This is a genomic window from Paraburkholderia adhaesiva (assembly GCF_021390575.1).
Taxonomy (GTDB): Bacteria; Pseudomonadota; Gammaproteobacteria; order Burkholderiales; family Burkholderiaceae; genus Paraburkholderia; species Paraburkholderia adhaesiva.
This window is the reverse complement of sequence record NZ_JAJEJQ010000002.1, coordinates 1879064-1901541: the sequence shown is the minus strand read 5'-3', so window position 1 is coordinate 1901541 and position 22478 is coordinate 1879064. Positions and strand designations below refer to the sequence as shown.

Annotated in this window: 22 protein-coding genes; 16 read left to right on the top strand and 6 right to left on the bottom strand. The window is 62.3% G+C overall.

Going from position 1 to position 22478, the window contains the following annotated elements:
* Window positions 1-224 precede the first annotated feature (224 nt).
* A complete protein-coding gene (locus tag L0U80_RS24075; protein ID WP_233871572.1) occupies window positions 225-701 on the top strand; it encodes a hypothetical protein in 477 nt (158 codons plus the stop codon).
* Between the two features lie 127 nt (window positions 702-828).
* Here L0U80_RS24075 and L0U80_RS24070 read toward each other — a convergent pair whose 3' ends face one another.
* On the bottom strand, window positions 829-1146 hold the full coding sequence (locus L0U80_RS24070) for a 2Fe-2S iron-sulfur cluster-binding protein (protein WP_233871307.1): 318 nt from the start codon (window positions 1144-1146) through the stop codon (window positions 829-831).
* A 79-nt stretch (window positions 1147-1225) separates the two neighbouring features.
* Window positions 1226-2272: a Rieske 2Fe-2S domain-containing protein gene (locus tag L0U80_RS24065; RefSeq protein ID WP_233871304.1), complete on the bottom strand. Its 1047-nt coding sequence runs from the start codon at window positions 2270-2272 to the stop codon at window positions 1226-1228.
* Window positions 2273-2454: 182 nt separating this feature from the next.
* Here L0U80_RS24065 and L0U80_RS24060 point away from each other — a divergent pair, with 182 nt between their 5' ends.
* A complete protein-coding gene (locus L0U80_RS24060) occupies window positions 2455-2913 on the top strand; it encodes a MarR family winged helix-turn-helix transcriptional regulator (RefSeq protein WP_233871301.1) in 459 nt (152 codons plus the stop codon).
* A gap of 86 nt (window positions 2914-2999) precedes the next feature.
* Here the strand turns inward: L0U80_RS24060 and L0U80_RS24055 are convergent, their stop codons facing one another.
* Window positions 3000-4196, bottom strand: a complete 1197-nt coding sequence (locus L0U80_RS24055) for an MFS transporter (protein WP_233871298.1) — start codon at window positions 4194-4196, stop codon at window positions 3000-3002.
* Window positions 4197-4665: 469 nt separating this feature from the next.
* On the opposite strand from L0U80_RS24055, the gene L0U80_RS24050 reads away from it, so the two are divergent.
* The 13 genes from L0U80_RS24050 to L0U80_RS23990 all read left to right on the top strand — a co-directional run bounded on the left by L0U80_RS24050 (window position 4666) and on the right by L0U80_RS23990 (window position 18279).
* Window positions 4666-5706 (top strand): hypothetical protein, encoded by a 1041-nt coding sequence (locus L0U80_RS24050; RefSeq protein WP_233871295.1) that lies wholly within the window; start codon window positions 4666-4668, stop codon window positions 5704-5706.
* Between the two features lie 19 nt (window positions 5707-5725).
* A complete protein-coding gene (locus L0U80_RS24045) occupies window positions 5726-6586 on the top strand; it encodes an HpcH/HpaI aldolase family protein (protein ID WP_233871292.1) in 861 nt (286 codons plus the stop codon).
* Between the two features lie 34 nt (window positions 6587-6620).
* A complete protein-coding gene (locus L0U80_RS24040) occupies window positions 6621-7562 on the top strand; it encodes an ABC transporter substrate-binding protein (protein WP_233871289.1) in 942 nt (313 codons plus the stop codon).
* Window positions 7563-7589: 27 nt separating this feature from the next.
* Window positions 7590-8486 carry a substrate-binding domain-containing protein gene (locus L0U80_RS24035; protein ID WP_233871286.1) on the top strand — a complete coding sequence of 299 codons (897 nt, stop codon included), beginning with the start codon at window positions 7590-7592 and terminating at the stop codon, window positions 8484-8486.
* 62 nt (window positions 8487-8548) lie between these two features.
* A complete protein-coding gene (locus L0U80_RS24030) occupies window positions 8549-9481 on the top strand; it encodes a VOC family protein (RefSeq protein WP_233871283.1) in 933 nt (310 codons plus the stop codon).
* 37 nt (window positions 9482-9518) lie between these two features.
* Window positions 9519-10529: an amidohydrolase family protein gene (locus tag L0U80_RS24025; RefSeq protein WP_233871280.1), complete on the top strand. Its 1011-nt coding sequence runs from the start codon at window positions 9519-9521 to the stop codon at window positions 10527-10529.
* 18 nt (window positions 10530-10547) lie between these two features.
* A complete protein-coding gene (locus L0U80_RS24020; RefSeq protein WP_233871278.1) occupies window positions 10548-11327 on the top strand; it encodes an SDR family oxidoreductase in 780 nt (259 codons plus the stop codon).
* Window positions 11328-11346: 19 nt separating this feature from the next.
* On the top strand, window positions 11347-12204 hold the full coding sequence (locus tag L0U80_RS24015) for a fumarylacetoacetate hydrolase family protein (protein WP_233871274.1): 858 nt from the start codon (window positions 11347-11349) through the stop codon (window positions 12202-12204).
* 84 nt (window positions 12205-12288) lie between these two features.
* Window positions 12289-13533, top strand: coding sequence for a LysR family transcriptional regulator (locus L0U80_RS24010; RefSeq protein ID WP_233871271.1), 1245 nt, complete (start codon window positions 12289-12291; stop codon window positions 13531-13533).
* A 207-nt stretch (window positions 13534-13740) separates the two neighbouring features.
* Complete coding sequence (locus L0U80_RS24005) at window positions 13741-15171, top strand: MFS transporter (RefSeq protein ID WP_233871268.1); 1431 nt, start codon at window positions 13741-13743, stop codon at window positions 15169-15171.
* A gap of 150 nt (window positions 15172-15321) precedes the next feature.
* The gene (locus L0U80_RS24000; protein ID WP_233871265.1) at window positions 15322-16041 is read left to right on the top strand and encodes a maleate cis-trans isomerase family protein; all 720 of its coding nucleotides are present in this window, start codon (window positions 15322-15324) and stop codon (window positions 16039-16041) included.
* A 56-nt stretch (window positions 16042-16097) separates the two neighbouring features.
* Window positions 16098-16934, top strand: coding sequence for an amidohydrolase family protein (locus L0U80_RS23995; RefSeq protein WP_233871262.1), 837 nt, complete (start codon window positions 16098-16100; stop codon window positions 16932-16934).
* Between the two features lie 196 nt (window positions 16935-17130).
* On the top strand, window positions 17131-18279 hold the full coding sequence (locus L0U80_RS23990; protein WP_233871259.1) for a porin: 1149 nt from the start codon (window positions 17131-17133) through the stop codon (window positions 18277-18279).
* 368 nt (window positions 18280-18647) lie between these two features.
* Here the strand turns inward: L0U80_RS23990 and L0U80_RS23985 are convergent.
* From L0U80_RS23985 to L0U80_RS23975, 3 genes are all read right to left on the bottom strand, one after another.
* Window positions 18648-19783, bottom strand: a protein-coding gene (locus L0U80_RS23985; protein ID WP_373322092.1) for an IS3 family transposase whose coding sequence is annotated in 2 segments (ribosomal slippage) — window positions 18648-19528 and window positions 19528-19783 — 1137 coding nt in all. Because the reading frame shifts where the segments join, the coding sequence is not laid out codon by codon here.
* A 405-nt stretch (window positions 19784-20188) separates the two neighbouring features.
* Window positions 20189-20596 carry an OsmC family protein gene (locus L0U80_RS23980; protein ID WP_233871256.1) on the bottom strand — a complete coding sequence of 136 codons (408 nt, stop codon included), beginning with the start codon at window positions 20594-20596 and terminating at the stop codon, window positions 20189-20191.
* Between the two features lie 549 nt (window positions 20597-21145).
* On the bottom strand, window positions 21146-21847 hold the full coding sequence (locus L0U80_RS23975; protein ID WP_233871253.1) for a TetR/AcrR family transcriptional regulator: 702 nt from the start codon (window positions 21845-21847) through the stop codon (window positions 21146-21148).
* A gap of 175 nt (window positions 21848-22022) precedes the next feature.
* Between L0U80_RS23975 and L0U80_RS23970 the strand changes: the two genes are divergently transcribed.
* Window positions 22023-22445: a DUF2147 domain-containing protein gene (locus L0U80_RS23970; protein ID WP_233871250.1), complete on the top strand. Its 423-nt coding sequence runs from the start codon at window positions 22023-22025 to the stop codon at window positions 22443-22445.
* Window positions 22446-22478 lie beyond the last annotated feature (33 nt).

Sequence of the window (22478 nt, the reverse complement as noted above, 5' to 3'; positions counted from 1 at the left end):
CCGCGTTCATCGTGCTGACTTTCGGATCGGGTGCAATCGCGGTCGACGCGGACTGTCCGCGCGGACCGATCCGGGCAGATTCTCCATTGCATATGCGACGGGTTGCGGTACAGTGCGCGCAGACCTGAACCAGACGACCCGAAGCGGATCGGCGCAAGAGAGGATCAATACGCATGCGTTTTTGGCAGAAACACGGCGGCAAGGCGAAGATAAAAGCAATCAGCATGACGGCGTGCGGTGCGCTGGCGCTCGGCGCGGCAACCGGTGCGTGCGCGGCCGACTGGTGTAGCGGCGGTTTGTGGGTCGATGCGATGGTGGGCTCGTACCACATCCATCCCGACAAGGACTTCGAGCAGTTCAATCCGGGGCTCGGTATCGAATGCTGGCCCGGGCAGACGTGGGCGCTCACGGCGGGCGGCTTTCGCAACTCGCTGCGGCGGCCTTCGTATTATGGTGGTGGGATCTGGGCGCCGGAGTTGCTGAACTGGGGTTATGTGCGGCTAGCCGCGATGGGCGGCATCATCTCCGGCTACAACTACGGCAACTGGGGGCTTGGACACAATCACAGCGTCGGTCCGGTCGCGGCCCCGGTCGTGATGGTGGCGTACAAGCGCGTGGGCGTGAATTTCATCGTGATTCCCCCGATCCCTTCCGACGATCTTCCGTTCACGATCGGGTTTCAGTTGCGCTTCAAGTTCTGAGCGTGACGTCGTCGCGTTGCATGGATGCAGGGGGATGAAGCGCGGGTATCCCGCCATCGGCGCGCGGGCGATGTGGCCAGCAACCCGAGGACGCCGATTGCCTGCCACCGACCGGGTCCGCTACCGGTCAATCTTCCGGCGCAATCTGGACCAGCATCCCGTCCATGCGATCACCCAGCACGACCTGGCATGAGAGACGCGAATTATGCCGACGGTGCGCGCTGCACTCGAGAAGATCATCCTCGTATTCGGCCATCTCCGGCATCTCGCTGACGCGGCGTTCTTCGACATAAACATGGCACGTACCGCAGCTGCAACAGCCGCCGCAAAGTGCCAGCAGTTCGTGTCCTCCCCCATCACGTATTGCTTCCATCAGGGATTGACCGTCTTTTGCCGTGACGCTCCGTCGATCTCCGTCACGCAGGAGCAAAGTGATCTGAACCATTGCGTAGCTTTCTCGTTGAATTGCTGTTGTGCGATGACACGCGCCGCGGGCTTTCCAGCACCCGCAACGCGCGTTCCGGTCAAGCGTCTGCGTTCTTGAGTTGCTCGTCGCGAATGAGCTTTGCCAGTGCCCGGCGTGCATAGACCGCTGCAGCGTCGGTTTCGAGGATTACCGGTTTGAGTTCGAAGAGGTCCTTGCCGCCCATCCTGTCGAAGCACTTCTGGATCATCGGCGCGTCTTCCTCGACGAAGGCGTGTCGAACGAGTTCTTCCATTCGTGCGGTGATCCGGGCGTCTTCGATACGCTCATTGCGGAAGAACGCGAAGAAGTAGTGGCATGACGTCTCCGTCTCCGGCGTGATGAAATGCGCGCTTGGCAGGCGGCTACCTGACGATTTGGGCGCGCCCGGGTCGGTGGTCGCGATGTCGAGAATCAGATTAGATGGAAGATAGAGCGACATGGGCGCATGAATGTCGCCGAGCGGGCGGTCCTGAAACAGCCTGAAAATAGGCGCGGGCGGTGTGTCGCGTCGGACGGCATCAGAATGAATGATGCCGTCCGCCGTGTGAAACCGGTATTCGCGCCGGTCGCGGCCCTCGGCTGTCTCCTGCCTTGGCGCGCCCACGGTCTTCGCGTGGAGATAGGTTGAGTGCGTCAAGTCCAGCTGGTTGTCGACCACGACCTGGTAATCGACATCGAGATGTAGATAACCGGTGAAACCGGTCCATGATGAATCGGTTACGTAGTCATACTGAACGATTTCGTTTTCATCTGCGAGCGCGGGATCTCCCATCCATGCCCAAAGTGCACCAGCCCGCTCGACCAGCGGCCACGATTGCAGTCGCGCGTTCGGCGCGATCGTGCCACTGCCGTGCGGGTTCAGCGAGCACGCACCCGTTCTGTCGAAACGCAATCCGTGATACGGGCATTCGATCTGGTCGTCGACGATGCGTCCGCAATCGAGCGGGGCGAATCGATGCGGACAGACATTGCTCACCGCCACAGCGGTACCGTCCGCACAGCGATATAGCAGCAACTCTTTCCCAAGTACCTTGATGGATTTCGGTTTGTCCGCGAGGTCCGAGGACCAACCGACGCAATACCAGGCGTTTTGCAGGAATGCCATGGGAACGCTCCTTTTCGTTTCCTTAGTGGCTTCCATGATCGGGCGCGCCCAAACAATAGTAAACTAGGTTTACTATCTAAGCCCGAAAAAACCGGGATTGCTAGAATGTCTGGCGCTTGGCCGAACGAAGCCTCGATACCGGGGTGCCGCCCGGGCCTGCCATTTTGAGGCGGTATCCGACCATGAACAGGACGAAATTTCTGGAACAACTAGACCATGCCCGGCACCAGGGTCTCGGGCGTTTGCTGCTGCTCGCGCACAAGCGCTTCGTGACTCAGCTCGCGGACCGGGTCGAGCAATCCACGCCACGGGGAAAAACGCTCCCGGCGCCGGGCCGCTCGCTGCTGCCGTATATCGATATCGAAGGCACGCGCAGTACGGAACTGGCGCGTCGCGTCGGCGTCACGAAGCAGGCGATAGGCAGAGCCGTGCGCGAACTGGAGGATGCCGGCCTCGTGACGCGCCAGGATGATAGTGCAGACGGGCGCGCGTATCTGGTGACGTTCACAGAGGAGGGGTTGGAGCGCCTGTCGAACATTGTGTCGGCAGTCGAGGCGCTTGAGCGCGAGTACGAGAGCGTTCTTGGCGCCAGCACGATGCGGCATTTGCGCCGCGCACTCGCTGAAATCGCAAACGGCTAACGGCAAAGCGCCCTTCGCTGAAATCACACTCAGGGAAGGGCGCTGTTTTACGGCTTGACGAACTTAACGCGATTGATGAAAGACCATCACACGTTGACCACCGTTTCGGTCTGGTGCAGTTTTCGCCAGATCGGCATCGCTGCCACTTGAAGGAACGCGGCCAGTGCAATAAACGCGATCCGCAGCGTCCATCCGCCCGTCTGGAAACTCGTGAAGATGGCCGGCGGTCCGAGCAGCACGCCGATATAGCTCGCCTGCGACACGAGTCCGCCCGTCGCGCCGAGGGTGGCCGTGCTGGGCGCCACGCGAGGGATCAGCGTCCAGATCAACGCATTGACGCCGCCGATGCCAACCGAAAATGCGCAGATCGCCACGGCTGCCCCAACGAACGTAGTGTCCGGCATATAGAGCGCGATACCGGCGACAAGCGTGAGGCCGCTGCCGGCGACGGACATCAGTCGCACGCTCCAGTTCCTCTTGAGCAAGTGTCCGACGCCGAGGCACGCGAGCACCACGAACACTTCCGCGAGTGTGCCGACCCCGGCTGCGGCGGATACGGTGACGCCGAACGTATGCGACATATACACCGTCAACGCCGCCATTACCCCGGTCTGAATGAACGCCGATGCGCCGGCGGCCAACGCCACCCGATAGGCGCCACCGCATTTCAGCACGCTCCAGATGTCCACCATCCTCCGCATTGCTTCGTTTTGCAGAACATCTCTACCCGGCAGCAAGATCGTGCCGAAGAGCAACAGGACCATCAGCATGGCGTGGCCACCGAATGCCCAGCGCCAGAGTTCGCCGTGCTGCGCGAGCGGAGCCACGATACTGAGTGTTAGGCCGATACCGACCGCCGTATGGGCCGTCCACAACCCGAGCGCAACGCTGCGGCGAACGCCGGCCGTCGTGCGCATGATCAGCGCGAGGGCGCCAACGGTCAGAGAGAGATAGGCGAACCCTTCGAGCAGACGTCCTGCGAGCAGGGTCGTGATGTCCTCCGACCAGAACACGACGAGATTGCCCGCGAGGCCGAATAGTGTCCCGGCCACGATGACTTTCTTGTCACCGATGCGGTCCACCAGCCAGCCCCCGAACAGCGATCCTAGCGCGGTAATTAACGACGGAAGCGAAATGACCCACCCAGCCGTTGAGTGTGCAAGCTGGTAGTGGCGAGCGATGTCGCCGATGACCGGCACCGACTGGGTGACGAGGGATGTGGCGGCTATGCCGTAGAGAAACAACAGCATAAGGCTCAGCGCGCTTCCTGGGCGTAGCATCATTTGTCTCCTGAGTTCGCGAGGTCGACGCGGTGTCGCTACGCGGACTTACGTCTGATTGGAATTTATGAACAGCAAAACCGCTGGTTGGTATCACGAACGTCTCTCTGCGCTACGCCAGACCGGCAAGCCATTATAGGTAGCGCAATTACGACGCTCACTATAGGAAATGAGTCGGCCGCCATATATTTTTGCTGTTGTGCGCGTCAAGCCGCGTGCGTTGTTCCATTACCCCGCCCCGCTTTTAGCGTGTCGCCCGCGGTAACCAGCGACCGCTGCTCTCGTGCGAACTTCGTCCCCTTTTAGTCGCTCAGCAAAAATCTATGACGGCGGCGCATTTCGAATGACAAAGCGTAGCCCAGCCGCCCTACACTGCCTCCCGTTGGTTGATAACTGGCGACATGCACCGCCCTGCTGAATCGGCAAACAGCCGGTGCGAGACACGCCACAGCACGATAACGATGGAGGCTTTATGCGCAAATTGATGTTGGTCGGGACGGCGACGACGCGGCCTGAAGCGATCGGTTCCATGTTCAAGCTCGAACCCGGCGGCGAGTGGCAGCACGTGAGCGACATTCCAGTTGACGCATCGGTGCAGGCGATTACGCCGCACCCCACCCGCGAAAATGTGATCTACGCGGCGGCTCGAAAGGGTGTATTTCGTTCTACTGATGGTGGTGCTTCATGGCATCGCTTGAATGTGACCGACGAAAATGTGCAGTTCTGGACGATCGTGGTGCATCCGCAGAAACCCGATGTGCTGTTCGCGGGCTCGGGCCCTGTCGGCGTGTATCGCAGCGACGACGGCGGCGACACCTGGCGCAAGTGCAATGCGCACCATCCCGAACGTTTCAAGATCAGCTTCGGTAATTCGCGCGTGATGCGCATCGCCTTTCATCCGACGAAGCCGTCGACCATGTACGCGGTGGCTGAAATCAACGGCTTCCTCGTCAGCGAAGACGAAGGCGAGAACTGGCGTGGCGTGGAAGACGGGCTCGTGGCGCTGTCAAAGGAGCCGCATCTGAAGAGCAAGATCGAAACCGACGACGACGCCGAAGGCATGTTCGACGCGCACTCGGTCTGCACGACGACGGCCGCGCCGGATTCGCTGTTCTACATCTGCAGGCTCGGAATTTTCGAAAGCAAGGACAAGGGCAAGACGTTCCGCGACCTGGAAGTCGGCAAACACGCGCCGTTCCAGTACGCACGCGAATGCCGGATCGTCTATGGCAGTCCAGAGAAAATGTACGCGTGCTTCAGCATTTCGTCGCGTAGTGCAGCGGGCGCGCTCTATGTGAGCGACGACCTCGGCAAATCGTGGTCGCGCGCAGATTCGCAGGTCGAACCGCGCAGCACCATGATGGGCTTTGGCACGCACGTCAGCGATCCGGACGGCGTGATCACCGTGACGCGTGGCGGCCAGGTGTTCTTCACGACGGACGGAAGCAAGAGCTGGACTGAAAAGCAACTGCCGGCGAATGCGGGCGACGCGTTCTGCGGCGCGATTCTTTAAGACCGGAGGGTCGATCAATATGTCGCAACGACTCAACGGCGTGATCCGGGCGCTCGAAACCGGACGAGGCATCGCGTTTACTTCCTTTATTCAAGCCGAAATCGAAAACGCCGTCAGCTTCGCGCAGTCGTCGAACGACGGCGTGGTGTTCGAACTCGAACACACGCCATGGGATATTTCCGCGCTGCGCAATGCCATGCAGTTCTTGCTGCTGCGCCAGCGAATCGCGCAGGCTGGCTCGGTGGCGTGTCAGATGACGCCGCTTGTGCGTATTCCGCCGAGCGGCAGCGAGATGAACCAGTGGTTCGCCAAGCAGGCACTCGATCTCGGCGCATACGGCATTGTCTGGCCGCGCATCAGCACGCCCGAGCAGGCATACAACGCGGTTGCGGCTTGCCGCTATCCGCGCCTCGCGAACAAGCCGCTTTACGAGCCGGCCGGACTGCGCGGCGATGCACCGATGCCCGCCGCCCGCTACTGGGGTCTCTCGCAGCAGGAGTACTACCGCAAAGCGGATGTGTGGCCGCTCGCACCCGAAGGCGAAATTCTCGTCACGCTGATGATCGAGGACGTCGCCGCTATCGAGAATCTCGAAGAGATGGTCAAACGCGTGCCGGGTATCGGCGTGCTGTTGATCGGCGAGGGCGATCTTACGCAGGAACTGGGTTGCCCGCGCGACTATGACAATCCGGAACTGCTGCGCCTGATGAAGCACGTACGCGAAATCGGCAAGGCGTACAACGTTCCGGTCGGTCATCCGCACGTCAACGAAGGGAATGTCGCGCAAGTGATCGAAGAAGGGTATCGATTCCTGATGACCTTCCCGAAGCGCGATTTTTCGGCACTCGACAAGGGCCGCCAACTTGCGGGCCGCGTTTGAGCGGACGGCATCGACGCATTACGGAAATATCGACATGACAGAAAAACTGTCCATCGTGCTTGGCCGTCATGGTCAGGTTGAAGATCTGCGCAGCGGCACGGTACGCGTGGAGGGGGTCGATCTCGACTTCATCGAGATCAAGCGCATGCCCGACGCCTATCGCGCCATGGCGCGAAGCCAGCCGTACGACGTGTGCGAAATGGCGCCCACCTCTTATTTGATGGCCGTGGCGGCAGGTGCACCGATTACGGCGCTCGCGCTGCCGATGACACGACGCTTTCGTCACGCTGGCCTGCTGCGTTTGCGCGAATCATCGATTCGGCATCCGAAGGATCTAGAAGGAAGGCAGGTCGGTGTGCGCGCGTATTCGGTCACCGCTGCCGTATGGACACGCGGCATTCTCGCAGAGGAGTACGGCCTCGATCTCGACCACGTGACGTGGCTCACGGAGGAGGACGAGAACGTCGAGAGCTTCGCGACACCGGTGAACGTGCGCCGTGTGGCGAGCGACACCTCACTCGCGGCGATGATGATGGCGGGTGAACTGGAAGTCGCGTTCGGCGGCCTTGCGGGTGTGGGAGCCGATCTCGATGACCGGCTCGTCGATCTGGTCGAGGACGCGGCCACGAAGGAAGCCGACTGGTATCGCCGTACCGGCATTTACCCGCTGCACGGCGTGATCGTGGTGCGCAACGACGTGCTGGCGCGTTATCCCGATCTTCCGCGCCGCCTGTACGCAGCGTTCGTCGCGGCGAAGGAGAACTATCTCGCACGCGTGGCGAGCGGCGCGGCGGACGGCGCGGAGGACAAGCGCTATCGGCGTCTTGCTGAACTGGTCGGTGATCCGCTGCCGTATGGCCTCGACTCCAACGCGAAATCGTTCGAAGCGCTGGTGCGCTACGCGCATACCCAGCTCCTGATTCCCGAGCGCCCCGCAATCGCTTCGGTTTTTCTCGACCCAACTGCCGCTGCATAGGCCGCCGTATTCTTTTCGAGGCAGACGATGAATACCGTTCAAACCCTCTCGGTCCCGACGATGTTGGGGACCTATCCGAAGACCCAGCCGCTAAAAGATGGCACGCTCACATCGCCGCTCGTGCGTCTGGATTTTGCCGACGTGGATACCGCGCAAAAGGCTTTCAAGGCGGTGGTGCGCGAAGAGAAATACGATGTCGCCGAACTGGCGATCATCACGTTCCTGCAGGCGTTCGATGCGGGCACGCCCTATGTGCTGCTGCCATTCGTGATGAACGGCAACTTCCATCACAGGAGCATCGTGTGCCGCGACGACGCCACGTTCACGGCGAGCGAACTGGCCGGCCGCAAGGTGGCGATGCGCGCATACACGCAGACCACGCCCACGTGGGTGCGCGGCTTTCTGTGTGACGACTACGGCGTCAATCTTGCCGGCGTGCACTGGTTGAGTCAGCAGGGTGCGCACGTCGCGAACTACGAGGAACCCGAATGGGTGTCGCGGATCGAGTCGACGTTGAGCCTCGAAGACATGTTGCGCGCGGGCGAGGTGGACGCGATCATTGCAGGCAGCGGGCTTTCCGGCGAACCGGGCATCCGGCCGCTGATTCCGTCACCGGCCGATGCCGCCGCTGCCTGGCACGCGCGTACCGGTGCGGTGCCGATCAATCACATGGTGACGGTCAAGCGCTCGTTGGCGCAGGCGCATCCCGAAGCCGTGCGCGAGGTGTATCGCCTGCTGTGCGAAGCGCGCTCGCTCGCGCAGCAGGGCAAACCCCAGGGTGCGATCGACCTGCAGCCGGTAGGCTTTGACAAGGTTGCGCCGGGCATCGAGCTCGCAATTCGCTACGCTTTCGAGCAACGGCTTATTAGCCGTCGCTACACGCTCGAAGAGCTGTACGGTCCGGTGCTCGATATCCTCGGATAAGCCCCGCGTCCGCCATTGCGCGGCACGACAAAACAGCAACATAGAAAGACATGGAGACTCACATGGCTTCGATAATTTCAGGCATGGCCTACGTCCGGCTAAGCGCCCCCGATCTGGGGCGCATGGAAGCGTTCCTCGAAGACTTCGGCATGGTCAAAGTCCATCGGGACGACAAGCGCCTCTACATGCGAGGCGTGGGCGAGGCGCCCTTTCTGCACGTGACCGAACTGGGCGATGCGGGCGTCATCAGTTGTGCGTACGAACTGCGCGATGCGGCGCAACTTGCCGATCTCGCGAAGCTGCCCGGCGCGCGTGGCGTTGAGCATATCGACGAACCCGGCGGCGGCCAGCGCGTGCGTGTGCAGGACCCGAATGGGTTCTGGCTCGAATTCGTGACCGGGCGCAAGCAGGTCGAGCGCCTGCCCGCGCGTTCGCTGATGCGCGGACCCGACGGCGAAAGCCGCGTGCTCGGCCCGTCGCGCGTCGAGCGTATCGCACACACGGCGTTCGCCACGCCTCAACTGCAAACGTCGATCGAGTGGTATCAACGCACGCTCGGCGTGATCCCGACCGACGAGCTGTTCGTTGGCGAGCCCGACAACGTGATCGGCCAGTTCAACCGCATCGATCTCGGCGATACGCCGGTCGACCACCACATCGTGTTCTTGCTGCGTGGTCCGCGTGCCGGTCTGCATCACGTGTCGTTCGAGGTGGAAGGCGTCGACGACATCTTCTTCGGCTATGACCACCTCACGCAGCGCGACTACGACCACGTGCGCGGCATTGGCCGCCATGCGCTCGGCAGCCAGATCTTCGATTACTGGATGAGCCCCTTCGGCCAGATGCACGAGCACTGGATCTCGCAGGAGCGCATGACGTCGAAGAGCCGCTTCAACCATATCCGCATCGGCGACGGCATGAGCTACGACACTGGCGAAAAGCCGCCCGAGCGCTTCGTCAAGCAGGCGACGCCGCTCGTGGCGTGGCAGGACTGACCGGACGTCCCCTTTTCAACGAACCAGGTTGCGCAACATGATCATCGATTGCCACGGTCACTTCACGACCGTTCCCAAGACGCTGCACGAATGGCGGCGCCGACAGCTTGAACACACAGGCGCTGTCTACGGCGCGCCACTCGAGATCAGCGACGACGAACTGCGCGATTCGCTCGAGGGCGGCCAGCTCAAGGCCCAGCGCGAGCGCGGCCTCGACCTCACGCTGTTCTCGCCGATCGCGGGCCAGATGGGCCATCACCTCGGCACGCTCGAACAGGGCATCGAGTGGGCGCAGGTCTGCAATAACCTCATTCATCGCGTGGTTCAGCTGTATCCGGAGAATTTTGCCGGCGTGTGCCAGTTGCCGCAGTCGCCGGGCAAGGACGTGAGCGCCTGCGTGACCGAGCTTGAGCGCTGCGTGAAGGAACTCGGCTTCGTCGGCTGCAACCTGAACCCGGATCCTTCCGGCGGCTACTGGACCGATCCGCCACTTACCGATCGTCACTACTATCCGCTCTACGAGAAGATGGTCGAGCTGGACGTACCGGCCATGATCCACGTGAGCGGATCGTGCAACCCGTGCTTTCACCACGTGGGCGCGCACTATCTGAACGGCGATACATCGGCGTTCATGCAGTTCCTGCTCGCACCGCAGCTCTTCAAGGATTTCCCGACGTTGCGCTTCGTCATCCCGCATGGCGGCGGCGCGGTGCCGTACCACTGGGGTCGCTATCGCGGCCTCGCGCAGGATCTGGGCTTCAAGGCGCTCGAAGACGGCCTCATGAACAACATCTTCTTCGATACCTGCGTCTATCACCAGTCGGGCGTGAACCTGCTCACCGAAGTCGTGCCGCACCAGAACATCCTGTTCGGCTCCGAAATGATCGGCGCGGTCAAGGGCATCGACCCGCGCACGGGTCATCACTACGACGACACGAAGCGTTACGTGAGCGCCACGCCGCATTTGTGCGATGCGCATCGTCACGACGTGTTCTGCAATAACACCCTGCGCGTGTATCCCGGCCTGAAGTACCGCTGCCAGGATTGATCGAACGAGAGAAAGCACATGGAACTTGGAATCGCTGGAAAGACGGCGCTCGTCTGCGCCTCGTCGCGCGGACTCGGCCTCGCGTGCGCCACGGCGCTCGCACGCGAGGGCTGCCGCGTCTACATCAACGGACGTCATGCCGACGTGCTCGAAACCGCCGCGCATCAGATCGAAGCGGCGACGGGCAACCGCCCGCAGATTGTCGTCGCGGACCTGAACACAGAGGCGGGCCGCGCCGCGATCCTCGCGGCTTGCCCGGAGCCCGACATTCTCGTGAACAACAATGCCGGTCCGGAGCCGGGCAAGATCGGCGACTGGACCCGCGAGGACTGGCTCAATGCCGTCGAGGGCAACATGCTCGCGCCGATCATGCTGATCAAGCACTACGTGCCGGGCATGCGCAGCCGCAAGTTCGGCCGCATCGTCAACATCACGTCAGCGATGGTGAAGTCGCCGAGCGCGATGATGGGTCTCTCGGCCGCCGTGCGTGCGGGCCTCACCGCGCTCAGCAAGTCGGTGCAGCGCGACTCCGTGGTCGACAACGTGACGATCAACAACATGCTGCCCGAGCGCTTCGACACGGATCGCCAGCGCTACATGGCCGATCGCATGTCGAAGAAGGACGGCATTACGGTCGCGGAAGCGAAGCAGCGCATTGCGGCCACGATCGCCGCGAAGCGTCTTGGCGACCCGATGGAGTTCGGCGACGCGTGCGCTTTCCTGTGCAGCGCGCAGGCCGGTTATATCTCGGGGCAGAACCTGCAACTCGACGGCGGCTCGTATGCCGGCCTCGTTTGACGATTGGAGAGGAGTTTCTATGAAGTACGCGAGCTTTCTGGTGGGCGGGCGCGAGACCTACGGCATCATCGACGGCAACAAGGTGATCGATCTTGGCAAGCGCATCGGCGACCGGTATCCCACGCTAAAGGCGCTCTGCGCGGCAGACCTGCCCCGCGAGGCGGTGGCATCCGTGGCCGGTGAAGCTGACTACGCGCTCGGCGACATTACGTTTCTGCCCCCGATCGCCGATCCGATGCACATCTGGTGCCTCGCGCTCAACTATGTCGAGCACCACAACGAAGTACAGAACGCGGGCCGCGTGCAGGAGTTGCCGAAACAGCCGGCGCTGTTCGCGCGCGCAATCGACTCGCTCGTTGGCCACGGCACGCCGCTACGCCATCCCGGCGTGAGCGAGCAGTTCGACTATGAAGGCGAACTGGTTGTCGTGATCGGCAAACCGGGCTATCGCGTGAAGGCTGAAAACGCGTTCGAGCACGTCGCGGGCTACACGATCATGAACGAAGGTTGCGTGCGCGACTGGCAATTCCACACGCGCCAGATCACGCCGGGCAAGAACTTTTATCAGAGTGGTTCGATCGGTCCGTGGATCGTGCCGCGCGACGAAATCGGCGACGTGGACGCGCTGCGTATCCGGACGTTGCTCAACGGTGAGCTTATGCAGGACGACATCGTGGCCAGCATGGTGCACAAGATCCCTCGCTTCATCGAGTACGTTTCGACGATCGCGCCCCTGTGCCCCGGCGACATTCTCGCTACCGGCACGCCGAGCGGCGTAGGGTTTTCGCGCACGCCGCCCGTATTCATGAAGCCGGGCGACAAGTGCGAGATCACCATCGAAGGAATCGGCACGCTGCACAACCGCGTGGGTGAGTAGCAGTCCTGGTCGCGCGCTTCCGGGGCCGTGTGCTATATAAAACGGTCGTCTTTGTCACGTTTTTCACGCACTAAAAGCCGCAATATGGTCCCGGTCGTCGCGCCACCCACCGAGCAGAAAGAAACCATCACCGAGCTGCCAAGCCTCTGGCAGCTTCGCGTGTTTGAAACGGTGGCGCGTCACGAGAACGTCACCCAGGCATCGCAGGAGTTGCTGCGCTCGCAGCCCGCAACGACCTCGTGCCTCGCAGCGTTCGAGGCGCTGCTCGGCGTAAGCCTGTTCGAGCGCTCGACCACGGGCACCTGGCTCGCGCCAGCAGGCGTCGCGGCGCTCGTGCGCGCGCGCAAGATCCTGCAGGCTGCGCGGGACGCCGTTGCGCAGTTGGAGAGCACGCGCAATGTGTCGCCGGACGTGCTGGTGGGCGGCATCACGCGCACGCAGATGCGTTGCCTGATCGCCATCGCGGAGTGCGGCTCGTTCCGTGCGGCTGCGCGCCTGCTAGGGATCACCGAGGCGTCGCTGCAGCGCGCGGCACGCACCCTCGAGCAGAATCTCGGCGCGCCCCTCTACCGGCAATCGGCCTCGGGCGTGACGACGACCGCCATCGGCCAGACCTTCGCGCGCCAGCTTCAGACGATTTCCAACCAGATCGCCGCGATGGCCGACGCGCTGCGCGCGTATCAGTTTCCGGTGGAACGCAGCGTGACGGTGGGCGTGCTGATGCTCGATCCGTCGATCCTGATCGTCAGCGCGATCCGCGAACTTACCGCGCACTTTCCCGACGCGCGCGTCGTGATCATCAACGGTACGTACGATCAGTTGCTCAACAAGCTGTTGCGCGGCGAGATCGATTTCATGCTGGGTGTGCTCAAGAACCCGGACCAGTCATTCGATTTCGTCGAAGAGCCGCTTTATCACGAGCGCTATTGCGTCGTCGCGCGGCGCGATCATCCGCTCGCGCGCGAGAGTGCCGTGACGGTCGATGCGTTGCGCAGCTATCAGTGGATCCTGCCGCCGCGCGGCTCGCCACGCCGCGAGGCCTACGAATACGTGTTTTCGGAAAGCGCACCACCGCTCGCGAGCATCGAGACGTATTCGCTCTCCACGATCCGCATCACGCTCTTCGACAGTGACACGCTAACCGTCCTGAGCTGGACCGAGGTGCTGAGCGAGCGACGTTTCGGGCTGCTTGCTCCGCTCACCATCGACGTGCCATGGGACGGTCCTGTCGTGGGCATCACGGCGCGCCGTGACTGGCAACCGAACGACGTTCAGCAGACCTTCCTGCGCAGCGTGCGCCGCAACGCGCAGGCGATGGCGGGCGGTTAGCGCGCGCGAATCCCGACGCGTTCGCGCCAGGAAAGCGGCCGAACGCCGCGAGCCAGAACGATGCTCGCGCACAGCAAGAACTGATGACGAGCCGCTCTTTTTCTATGCCGATGAAAGTCGGCGGCCCACTAGAATCAGGTCTCCTGATAATGATATTGGTGCCCCGCACTTGCTGCGAGCGACGCACCTCGAAGGAGACAGATCCAAATGCAACTCATCCAGAGCGGGCAAAGCCCTTTCCAGGACCAGAGCGTCCTGAGCAGGAATCAGCGCATGCTGCTCGTGCTGATCGGCGTCGGCAGCATGCTGGAGTTCTGGGACGCTTATCTGATCGGCTTCATCATGGCGTTTCTCGTCAAGCCGTGGGGCATGACGTACGGGATGATGGGCACGGTGCTGCTCGCATCCGGCGCCGGTGCGGTCGTCGGCGGGGGAGTCTGGGGCATGCTTGCGGACCGCATTGGGCGCAAGCCGGTGTTCGTCGGGTCGCTGCTGCTGCTCGCGGCCATGAGCCTCGGCCTCGCGTTCACGCCAACTGGCGGCTGGATCTACATGGCCGTGTTGCGCGTCGTGATCGGTTTCTGCACCGGCGGCTACTTCGTCCAGATCGCGCTCGTGCACGAATTCATTCCGCCGCGCCGGCGCGCTGCGTTGACGGGCGTTGTGTCGGCGATTACCACCGGCGGGCTTTTTCTCGGCGCATTTAGCGGCGCATTTCTCATTCCGGCTATCGGGTGGCGCTTTACGTTCGCGCTTGGCGCAGCGCCCGCGATTATCGCGCTGATCGGCGCGTTCTATGTGCCCGAGTCGCCGCGGTGGCTCAGCCTGCAGGGTCGCCGGGAAGAGGCACGTCGCTCAGTGAAATGGGCGCTCGGCACGGACGTCGAATGGCGCGACGCCGATACGCCAGTGCGCAACGCACCGGTCGCGCGCTGGTCGGAAATCTTCGGGTACCCGCGCAGTGTGTTGACGGCGGCGCTCGTCAACGTCGGCCTGATTTCGGGTTACTACGGTATCGTGATGTGGGCGCCCACGTTGCTTGCCCAGGTGCTGCAGGTCACGCCGGTCGACGCGTCGCGATTCATGATCGGCTTCAGCGTGTGCGGCATCGTCTCGCGGCTGGTCGCGGCCAACCTCGCCGATCGCATCGGGCGACGGCGTACGGGCGGCTATTTCGCGCTCGCTGCTGCTGTCGCCGCGCTCGCTGCGGGTTATGTCGGACACGGTGACCTGTTGACCCCGTCGTTGTTCTGGCTGCCGCTGTTGCTCGCGTTCGTGTTCGCCGATGGCAGCTTCTCGGTCTGCGCGGTCTATTCCACCGAAATCTGGCCGTCGCGCGTGCGCGGCAGCGGCGCGGGCTTTGCGGGCCTCACGGGCTCGATCGGCAAGATGATCGGACCTGTTGGCCTCGCGCTCGTGGCGGGGTCGTCCAACATGGTGATGCCCGCGGCCACGCTCGGCGTGATTGTGCCGGCATTTCAGTTCCTCGCGCTGTGCCTCCTCCTGTGTGGCGTGACGTATCTCTTCATCGGCATCGAAGCGCGCGGCAAGACACTCGAATCGCTCGACGATAACTTCGCACAACAACGCGAGGGCGTGCGCGGCATGCAGTCGGCCAACGACCATACCGGTTCGTAACGGCGCGCACTGTTAAGCAAAAACCAATCGCGCCAGCCGTTTTCCGATTGGTGACGCAAAAGCCTGAAAAATACACTGGTTCAAACTCGCAGCGCCGTCCTGGCGCTCGCGATACACACAAGTCGTACCTGGTATCGGTAGAGGATTGAGATGAAGAGATTGCGCGTGGGCATGGTGGTGCCGTCGTTGAACACGATTGCCGAAGACGATTTTTTCCTGTTCTGCCCTGAGGAGGTCTCGTATCACGTTCACCGTATCCGCCTGAGGAAGGAGGGTGGTCGTGTGACGATGGAGAGCCTCCTGCGGGCCTGGCTCGAAGCAGGCGAGGAATCGGAATACCTGAAGGACCTGTCGCCCGATGCCGTCGTCTTCAACTGCACGGGTGCGAGCGTCGCCAATGGCCCCCACGGCGATGCGCTCCTCGCACGGCGTATGACCGAGCGTCTCGGTCTGCCGGCAACGAACACGATGGTGGCCATCAAGGAAGCACTCACGGCGCTGAGCGCCAAGCGTCTGCTGCACGTGTGCCCGTTCGCCGATGAGTTCGCGCGTAGCGAGCGCGAATCGCTCGAAGCATCAGGGCACACCGTGGCGCGTACCGTTTCGCTCGGCTTCACCGACGCAAAAGAGGCCGCATTGATGACGCCGCAGCAGATTGCCGGCATCGTGCGCGAGCAGATTGGCACCGATATCGGCGCGGTATTGCTCTCGTGCGCCAACGTGCGTGCGTTTGAGGCTGCGGACGGGCTCGAAAGCGCGCTTGGCATGCCCGTCGTGACGAGCAACCAGGCGACGTTGTGGGCGGTGCTGCGCGCTGCAGGCTGGCATGGCCGCATTGCGGGAGCGGGCAGCCTGTTCGATGGAAAGTGAGCGCGTGCGCAACGAACGTCGCCAGGCAAATCAATACGAAATCGAAGAGAAATAGCATGCAAATTGTCGATGCCCAGGTGCACGCGTGGGTAAGTGGAGAGTCGACGGGACATCACCGTCGCGCGCCGATTACGCGCGATGTACTCGTGGACGAGATGGAGCGCGCCGAAGTAAGTCGCGTCCTGCTGGTGCCGCCGCTGTGGGATCCCGAGGGTAACGCCTATTCACTCACGCTCGCGCAGGCCGAGCCCGAGCGCTTCGCGGTGATGGGTCTTCTGCCGGCAGGCGCCGAGGATCCGGCCGCGGCCATCGCAACATGGCGCGATCAGCCGGGCATGCTTGGCGTGCGCTTCCTGTTCAACACGCCCGATCGCATCGCGCCGCTGCGCGAAGGGCGCTATGAAAGCGTGTGGCCGGTGGCGCAGGAAACCGGGCTCGTCGTGGCGCTGCATGTGCCGGGCGCGCTCAAAGAGGCGGCTGCCATCGCGCGGCGCTTCCCTCGCCTGCAGCTGATCGTCGATCATCTGGGCGTGCCGCGCGGTTCGAGTGGTCCGGCCGCTTTCGATCATTTGCCGTCACTGCTCGCGTTGGCGCGCTATCCGAACGTGCACGTGAAGGCCGCTGGCGTGGGAGATTACGCGCTCGACCCGTACCCGTTCCGATCGCTTGAACAGCCGTTGCGTCAGGTGTTCGATGCCTTCGGCGCAGAGCGGATCGTCTGGGCCAGTGACCTGTCGCGCCTGCACCACCCGTACCGCCAGTGCGTCACGCACTTCAGCGAAACGCTTGGCTGGCTTTCCGACGCCGATCGGGCGGCGGTCATGGGCGGCAACCTGTGCCGCCTGCTCGGCTGGCATCAGCGTAGTACCGATGGGCGGGGTCGTACGGGATAAACGACGGGTCGCCAGCGCGAAAAAAGGTGTGAAGCAAACAACTCAAGCGATATCGGATGCAACCCATGCTGACCCGTGGTCGCTCCGGTAGCGAGTGTGCCAGCTAATACGGCAGGGTTCGCGACGAAGTGGAAGTATGAGAAAAAATCAAGATAACTAAATTAAAACTCAACTAAAGACAACGGAAGGAGACAAGATGAACCGCAAGAATTTTTCCGCAGGCCTCAAGCACATCGCATGGGTATGCGCCGCAATGACGCTGGGGGGCGTGGGCACGGCCGCACACGCACAAAGCAGCGTGACGCTTTATGGCGTGATATCGACGTCGCTGGAATACGTCAGCAACGCCAGGGGTAATCACCTTTTCGCGCTGTCCAATGCGGGCATGATGCCGCCGCGTTTTGGCCTGCGCGGCGTTGAGGATCTCGGCGGAGGCACCAAAGCCATCTTCACGCTGGAAAACGGCTTCAACATCACGAACGGTGCGATGCTCAACGGCGGTATTTTCGGTCGGCAGGCGTATGTGGGCCTCAGCAACGACCGCGCCGGTACGGTGACGATGGGTCGTCAGTACGAGGAAATGACGAGCACGTTGTGGTTTGCCACCGCATCGAACGTCTTCGCGGGGTATGGCGCGCACATCGGCGACAACGACAACATGTTCTTCACGAACCGGTTCAACAATGCAGTGCGCTACGCGTCGCCGAACTTCTCGGGCTTTTCGTTCGCGGGCAGCTACGCGTTCTCGAACTCGACGCAGTTCAACAATAACAACGGCTACAGCGGCAGCGTGACGTATTCGAGCGGACCACTGAAGGTGGCCGGTGCGTTCACGCAGTTCAACCGGCGCAGCGCAGCCGTGCCGTCGAACCTCGCGAGCGGGGCGGTCGACAACACGGGCTGGGGCTTCAGTTCGCCGTTCATCAACAGCCTCTCGGGGGCGGGTACGGACCAGCAGCGCATCTTCGGCGTGGGCGGTAGCTACGACTTCGGAACGTTCCACGTACTGGGCAACTATACGAACGTGCTGTTCAACTACGCGGATTCGACGGGATTACGCCTGCAGAACCTGGAAGGGTCGGCCTATAAGTACATCACGCCGTTCGTGATACTGGGGCTCTCGTATGTCTACACGCACGGCGAGTACTCGGTTGGCCGTTCGACGCACTACAACCAGGTCGATCTTGCAGGCCACTACCTGCTGTCGAAGCGCACCGAGCTGTATCTCATCGGGATCTATCAGCGCGCAAGCGGTCAGGGCACCTTTGCACAGATCTATACGGCTTCACCTTCGTCGGGGAAAAACCAGACGCTGATCGAGTCGGGGATCATGCATAAGTTCTAACCCGAGTCGGTGTACGGCGGATCGGAGCCGTCACGTCGCCAAATCGCATCTGGGTTGTTGGCGGCGTGACGGTACCTGTTGCGAAGGAAAAGCGGCGGCCTGCAGGTTGCGCTTATGCCAGTCTCGCAAGTCATTTGCGCCGCGCAAAAAATTTTGCCTTGCCCCGGTTTGCTGATTGAGCTTCCCGTGGTGGACAAAAGGCGTCACGTGCTGCGGTACCCAAACGCGCGGACTTTATAGTCCATACGCGCGATAGCACGAAACCCGTCCACGCTGTTCGGTACGATTGACAGCCCGAATTGCGCCAAGAGGTGGCCTCACTCGTTCGGACAGTCATCTGAGATTTTTAAGTGGAACGTCCGAGGCAATCATGCTGCCGATTTGATCGCAGGCAGCGTCGCGAAGTATGCCTCATCCGGGGTCTGATCCGCCAGGCTCGAATGGGGCCGTTTCCGGTTGTACAGCTCGACGTATTCGCCGATGGAGCGCCGGGCATGGCTGACCGACTCGTACGCTTTCAGGTAGACCTCTTCGTACTTGATGCTGCGCCACACCCGTTCGACGAACACGTTGTCGCGCCAGGCCCCTTTGCCGTCCATCGACAGCCGCACGCCCCGGCTCAGCACCGCCTCGGTGAACGCGCCCGCCGTGAACTGGCTACCCTGATCGGTGTTCACGATGTCGGGCAGTCCGTAGCGGGCGAACGCCTCTTCCAGCGCCTCGACGGCGTGCGTGGCTTCCAGCGTGATGGCGACCCGGTACGCGAGAATCTTGCGGCTCGCCCAGTCCACCACTGCCGTCAGGTACACGAAGCCGCGCGCCATCGGAATGTACGTCGTGTCGAGGGCGAACACCTGATTGGCACGCTCGATCTTCATGCCGCGCAGCAGGTACGGCCAGATCTTGTGCTGCGCGTTGCGGCGGCTCGTGTTCGGCTTGCAGTACAGCGCCTCGACGCCCATGCGCTTCATCAGCGTGCGTACGCGACGGCGACCCACCTCATGGCCTTCCCGGCGCAACAGGCGCGCCAGCATCCGCGCCCCTGCAAATGGGAACTCCATGTGCAGTTCGTCGATTCGCCGCATCAGCAACTGATCGACCTCGCTGACCGGCTGCGCCCGGTAATATGCGCTCGATCTCGCGATGCCAACCAGTCGCGTCTGTCGCGAAACCGGCAGCGCATGCGTACAGTCAATCATCGCTTTGCGCTCAGCAGTCCGGCTTTGCCGAGCGCTCCTGACAAAAAATCGTTCTCCAGCGTCAACTGCCCGATCTTCGCGTGCAGCGTTTTCACGTCCACCGGCGGATCGCTCGACGGTGCACCTGTCGCACCAAACACGTCTGCCGCACGCTCCTGCAACTGCCGCTTCCATTCCGTGATCTGGTTCGGATGTACATCAAACTGCTGTGCCAGTTCGGCCAGCGTGCGCTCACCTTTGACCGCTGCCAGTGCCACTTTCGCTTTGAACGCCGCTGAGTGCGTCCGTCGGGTTCTCTTCGTCATTTCCTCGGTTCCTTTGCCAGCATTATCGCTGGCTCAGGCCCCGGCCAAACCACTTATCCGACTGTCCGAATTTGCGCGGCCACCTCTCCAGCCCGCTCTGAGGTGGCTATGGCTGCGTTCAACGCCGCGATCATCACGGCCAATACTCTCGGTCAGAGGCTCGGGAACACGGGGTGCCAGCCGGTCGGCGTCGTCCGAAGCAACTTCGACGCGGTCACTGACGCAGCGTCGAAAAGGGCCCGTCGCACACGAACAGCAGGCCGCAAAGCGATAACGGGATCGACGGGCGGTACGTGGATGTCACGGCCATCCGCTGGCGGACCCGCCGCAACTCTGGGCACCCCGATGCGTCCGACTCCTTTTCGAAAGCACCCGTGACAACTCGTGAGGCCCACAGTGACGCCTTCACTGCTCGATCATCGTTGTGTCAATGCGCGTGCCACGCTTGATGAACAGCGTGACAGGCGTCTTCTCACAGACCTCCGCGAGTCGAGTCCGTTGCGCGGCGTCGAGCGGCGCATTCACAGCGACCGTACGGCGGACGTACTGATTGCCATCGTGGTCGACGTGCAGGGTCGTGGTCACATCGATGTCGCCGTCGGGCCAGCCCTTGCGCTGCATGTACATGCGCAGCGTCGCAGACGTACACGCCGCGAGTCCCGCCAGCACGAATTCGAACGGAGCAGGCCCGCGATCCTGACCGCCTTCGTGCGGGCCCTCGTCGCCCGCTAGCGCATGGCGGCCGGCCTGGAGGGGGACGAGGTAGTTGGGTGCATCGGCGGCAAGTCGCGCAGACGCGGTGGCGAGCGGCATGGTGTCTCCTCGGGGTTGGACGTCCGCAACGACGGCATTGAATTGCGGCGGAACACGTCTATTTTCGCCGACCACGTGCGACTCGGCGCTGGCGTTAACGATTGTGCCACCGCCTGCGAGGCTGCGCTAAGCGCAAGTCGTACTATCTCGGGCTGCCTCGCGCCATGCGTCCGTTGCCGCCGTGCAATCGCACGGCGAATTGATCGGTGCGATGCGTGCGTGCTCGACGAAGCCGCGCTGCTCGCGCGCGGCTAACGGACCATGCGGATGTACCGTGTGGATACATCGGCTACCCATCCAGTGCGCGCTCAAGTCTTTCGGTTATGGCCGCCGGACGGGCGTCCCTGAAGAACCAGAAATAGATCGTGCCGACGACACCCGAAGCTGCGTTCCGCGACGTGAATTCTGGTCGGGACAAGCCGAGAGCGGGACGTGCAAACTGCGACGGACAGATGCTGCGCCGGAACCATGGCGTGGATGAAAGCGCGGGACACGCCCGGTGGACGGATGGCGCGGCGATGTGCTCGCAGCACGCGAGGCCGACGCGAATCAAGCGCGCGCGGGCGCTTTCCGTGATCGTTTCCGTGTACCCGCTTCGTTGCGCGAGCGCAGCTGCTCCAGTTGGCTCGCGATCATGCTTGCTACCGTACGGGCTACCGCGGCCGTGTCTTGACGCTCGTCGAACAGCATCTCGACCGTAGCGTAAATCAGCTCGACCGCGATGCGGCAGGTGAGCTCCAGTTCGGCCTTGGGCGCATCCGGAAGTACCTGCGACAGCAGCTGGGTCTGCATTTTTGTGACCTTTGCGTGCGAGGTGAGACGCACGTCCTGCAGGACCGGAACCGCACGCATGGCGCGCATGATCCACACCCCACCCACGGCTTGCTGGGTTGCGGCGTAGGTATCCAGGATCAGCCCCTCCAGAGCATGCTCGAGGTCCGCGACCGTGCCGTCGAACAACCCCCGCGAGATCCAGCGCTCGATCCGTTCGTTTTGCCGCTGCATCAGCCGGTGGCCGAGTTCGGACAGTAGCGCGTACTTGTTTGGGAAGTAGCGATACAGCGCCGGAGGCGTCAAGCTCGCGCGCTCGCAAACCATGTTCGTCGAGAGGCGTTCGATTCCAACATCGGCGAGCGTCTGCGCGGCCACTTCGAGTATGCGCTCGTATGTTTCGGCGGCCCGTTGCTGGGCAGGTTGCATCTTCGTCGCGAGCGATGGCTTCTGTTTGCGGTCGGTATTCATTGCATGCATGTCTGTGCGCCGCGTCCGGGATTGTCCCAGGGAGCGGCGTGCACCAAAAAGATAGTGATCACTATATACTGCGTCAAACGATAGTCATGGCTATATATTAGTGATGACTATCGTTTTGGTTGAAGCATAACCTTCTTTCCCCCGGACGGTTCTTTCCCTGCCAAGGAACTTCATTGTGAAAGTCAGGATAGCACTGCTTCTCGCTGGCACTCTCGCGTTGGTCTCGACGGCATTCGCAGCCAACAGCGCCGACGACGCCAACGGCCTCTGGATGACTGCGGAGCACGACGCCGTGATCGAATTCAAGCCGTGCGATGCCCCGGGCGGCGCGTTGTGCGGGAGTATCGTCTGGGACAGGGATGCCGGCACGCCGACCGACACGTGCGGCATCCGCATCGCCCAGTTGGGGCGATACGACGACGGTGCGTGGCGCGACGGCTGGGTCTACGATCCACGCGACAAGAAAAAATACAAAGGAGTTGTTCGTGTGAAGTCCGGGAATCTATATCTGCGTGCGTTCGTGGGTGTCGAAATGCTTGGAGAGACCGAACAACTCACGCATGTTGCTGCGTTGCCGGCTACGCCGGTTTGCAAGTAATCACGCCCATCGGAGCTAGCCGTGCTACTGCGC

What these genes read in the sequence shown, in the direction of transcription:
- L0U80_RS24045 (WP_233871292.1), top strand. Translation starts at nt 5,726, where the DNA reads ATGTCGCAACGACTCAACGGCGTGATCCGGGCGCTCGAAACCGGACGA.
- L0U80_RS24060 (WP_233871301.1), top strand. Translation starts at nt 2,455, where the DNA reads ATGAACAGGACGAAATTTCTGGAACAACTAGACCATGCCCGGCACCAG.
- L0U80_RS24025 (WP_233871280.1), top strand. Translation starts at nt 9,519, where the DNA reads ATGATCATCGATTGCCACGGTCACTTCACGACCGTTCCCAAGACGCTG.
- L0U80_RS24075 (WP_233871572.1), top strand. Translation starts at nt 225, where the DNA reads ATGACGGCGTGCGGTGCGCTGGCGCTCGGCGCGGCAACCGGTGCGTGC.
- L0U80_RS24005 (WP_233871268.1), top strand. Translation starts at nt 13,741, where the DNA reads ATGCAACTCATCCAGAGCGGGCAAAGCCCTTTCCAGGACCAGAGCGTC.
- L0U80_RS24065 (WP_233871304.1), bottom strand. Translation starts at nt 2,272, where the DNA reads ATGGCATTCCTGCAAAACGCCTGGTATTGCGTCGGTTGGTCCTCGGAC.
- L0U80_RS24000 (WP_233871265.1), top strand. Translation starts at nt 15,322, where the DNA reads ATGAAGAGATTGCGCGTGGGCATGGTGGTGCCGTCGTTGAACACGATT.
- L0U80_RS23990 (WP_233871259.1), top strand. Translation starts at nt 17,131, where the DNA reads ATGAACCGCAAGAATTTTTCCGCAGGCCTCAAGCACATCGCATGGGTA.
- L0U80_RS24030 (WP_233871283.1), top strand. Translation starts at nt 8,549, where the DNA reads ATGGCTTCGATAATTTCAGGCATGGCCTACGTCCGGCTAAGCGCCCCC.
- L0U80_RS24035 (WP_233871286.1), top strand. Translation starts at nt 7,590, where the DNA reads ATGAATACCGTTCAAACCCTCTCGGTCCCGACGATGTTGGGGACCTAT.
- L0U80_RS23975 (WP_233871253.1), bottom strand. Translation starts at nt 21,847, where the DNA reads ATGCATGCAATGAATACCGACCGCAAACAGAAGCCATCGCTCGCGACG.
- L0U80_RS23995 (WP_233871262.1), top strand. Translation starts at nt 16,098, where the DNA reads ATGCAAATTGTCGATGCCCAGGTGCACGCGTGGGTAAGTGGAGAGTCG.
- L0U80_RS24050 (WP_233871295.1), top strand. Translation starts at nt 4,666, where the DNA reads ATGCGCAAATTGATGTTGGTCGGGACGGCGACGACGCGGCCTGAAGCG.
- L0U80_RS24040 (WP_233871289.1), top strand. Translation starts at nt 6,621, where the DNA reads ATGACAGAAAAACTGTCCATCGTGCTTGGCCGTCATGGTCAGGTTGAA.
- L0U80_RS23980 (WP_233871256.1), bottom strand. Translation starts at nt 20,596, where the DNA reads ATGCCGCTCGCCACCGCGTCTGCGCGACTTGCCGCCGATGCACCCAAC.
- L0U80_RS24055 (WP_233871298.1), bottom strand. Translation starts at nt 4,196, where the DNA reads ATGATGCTACGCCCAGGAAGCGCGCTGAGCCTTATGCTGTTGTTTCTC.
- L0U80_RS24070 (WP_233871307.1), bottom strand. Translation starts at nt 1,146, where the DNA reads ATGGTTCAGATCACTTTGCTCCTGCGTGACGGAGATCGACGGAGCGTC.
- L0U80_RS24010 (WP_233871271.1), top strand. Translation starts at nt 12,289, where the DNA reads ATGGTCCCGGTCGTCGCGCCACCCACCGAGCAGAAAGAAACCATCACC.
- L0U80_RS24015 (WP_233871274.1), top strand. Translation starts at nt 11,347, where the DNA reads ATGAAGTACGCGAGCTTTCTGGTGGGCGGGCGCGAGACCTACGGCATC.
- L0U80_RS24020 (WP_233871278.1), top strand. Translation starts at nt 10,548, where the DNA reads ATGGAACTTGGAATCGCTGGAAAGACGGCGCTCGTCTGCGCCTCGTCG.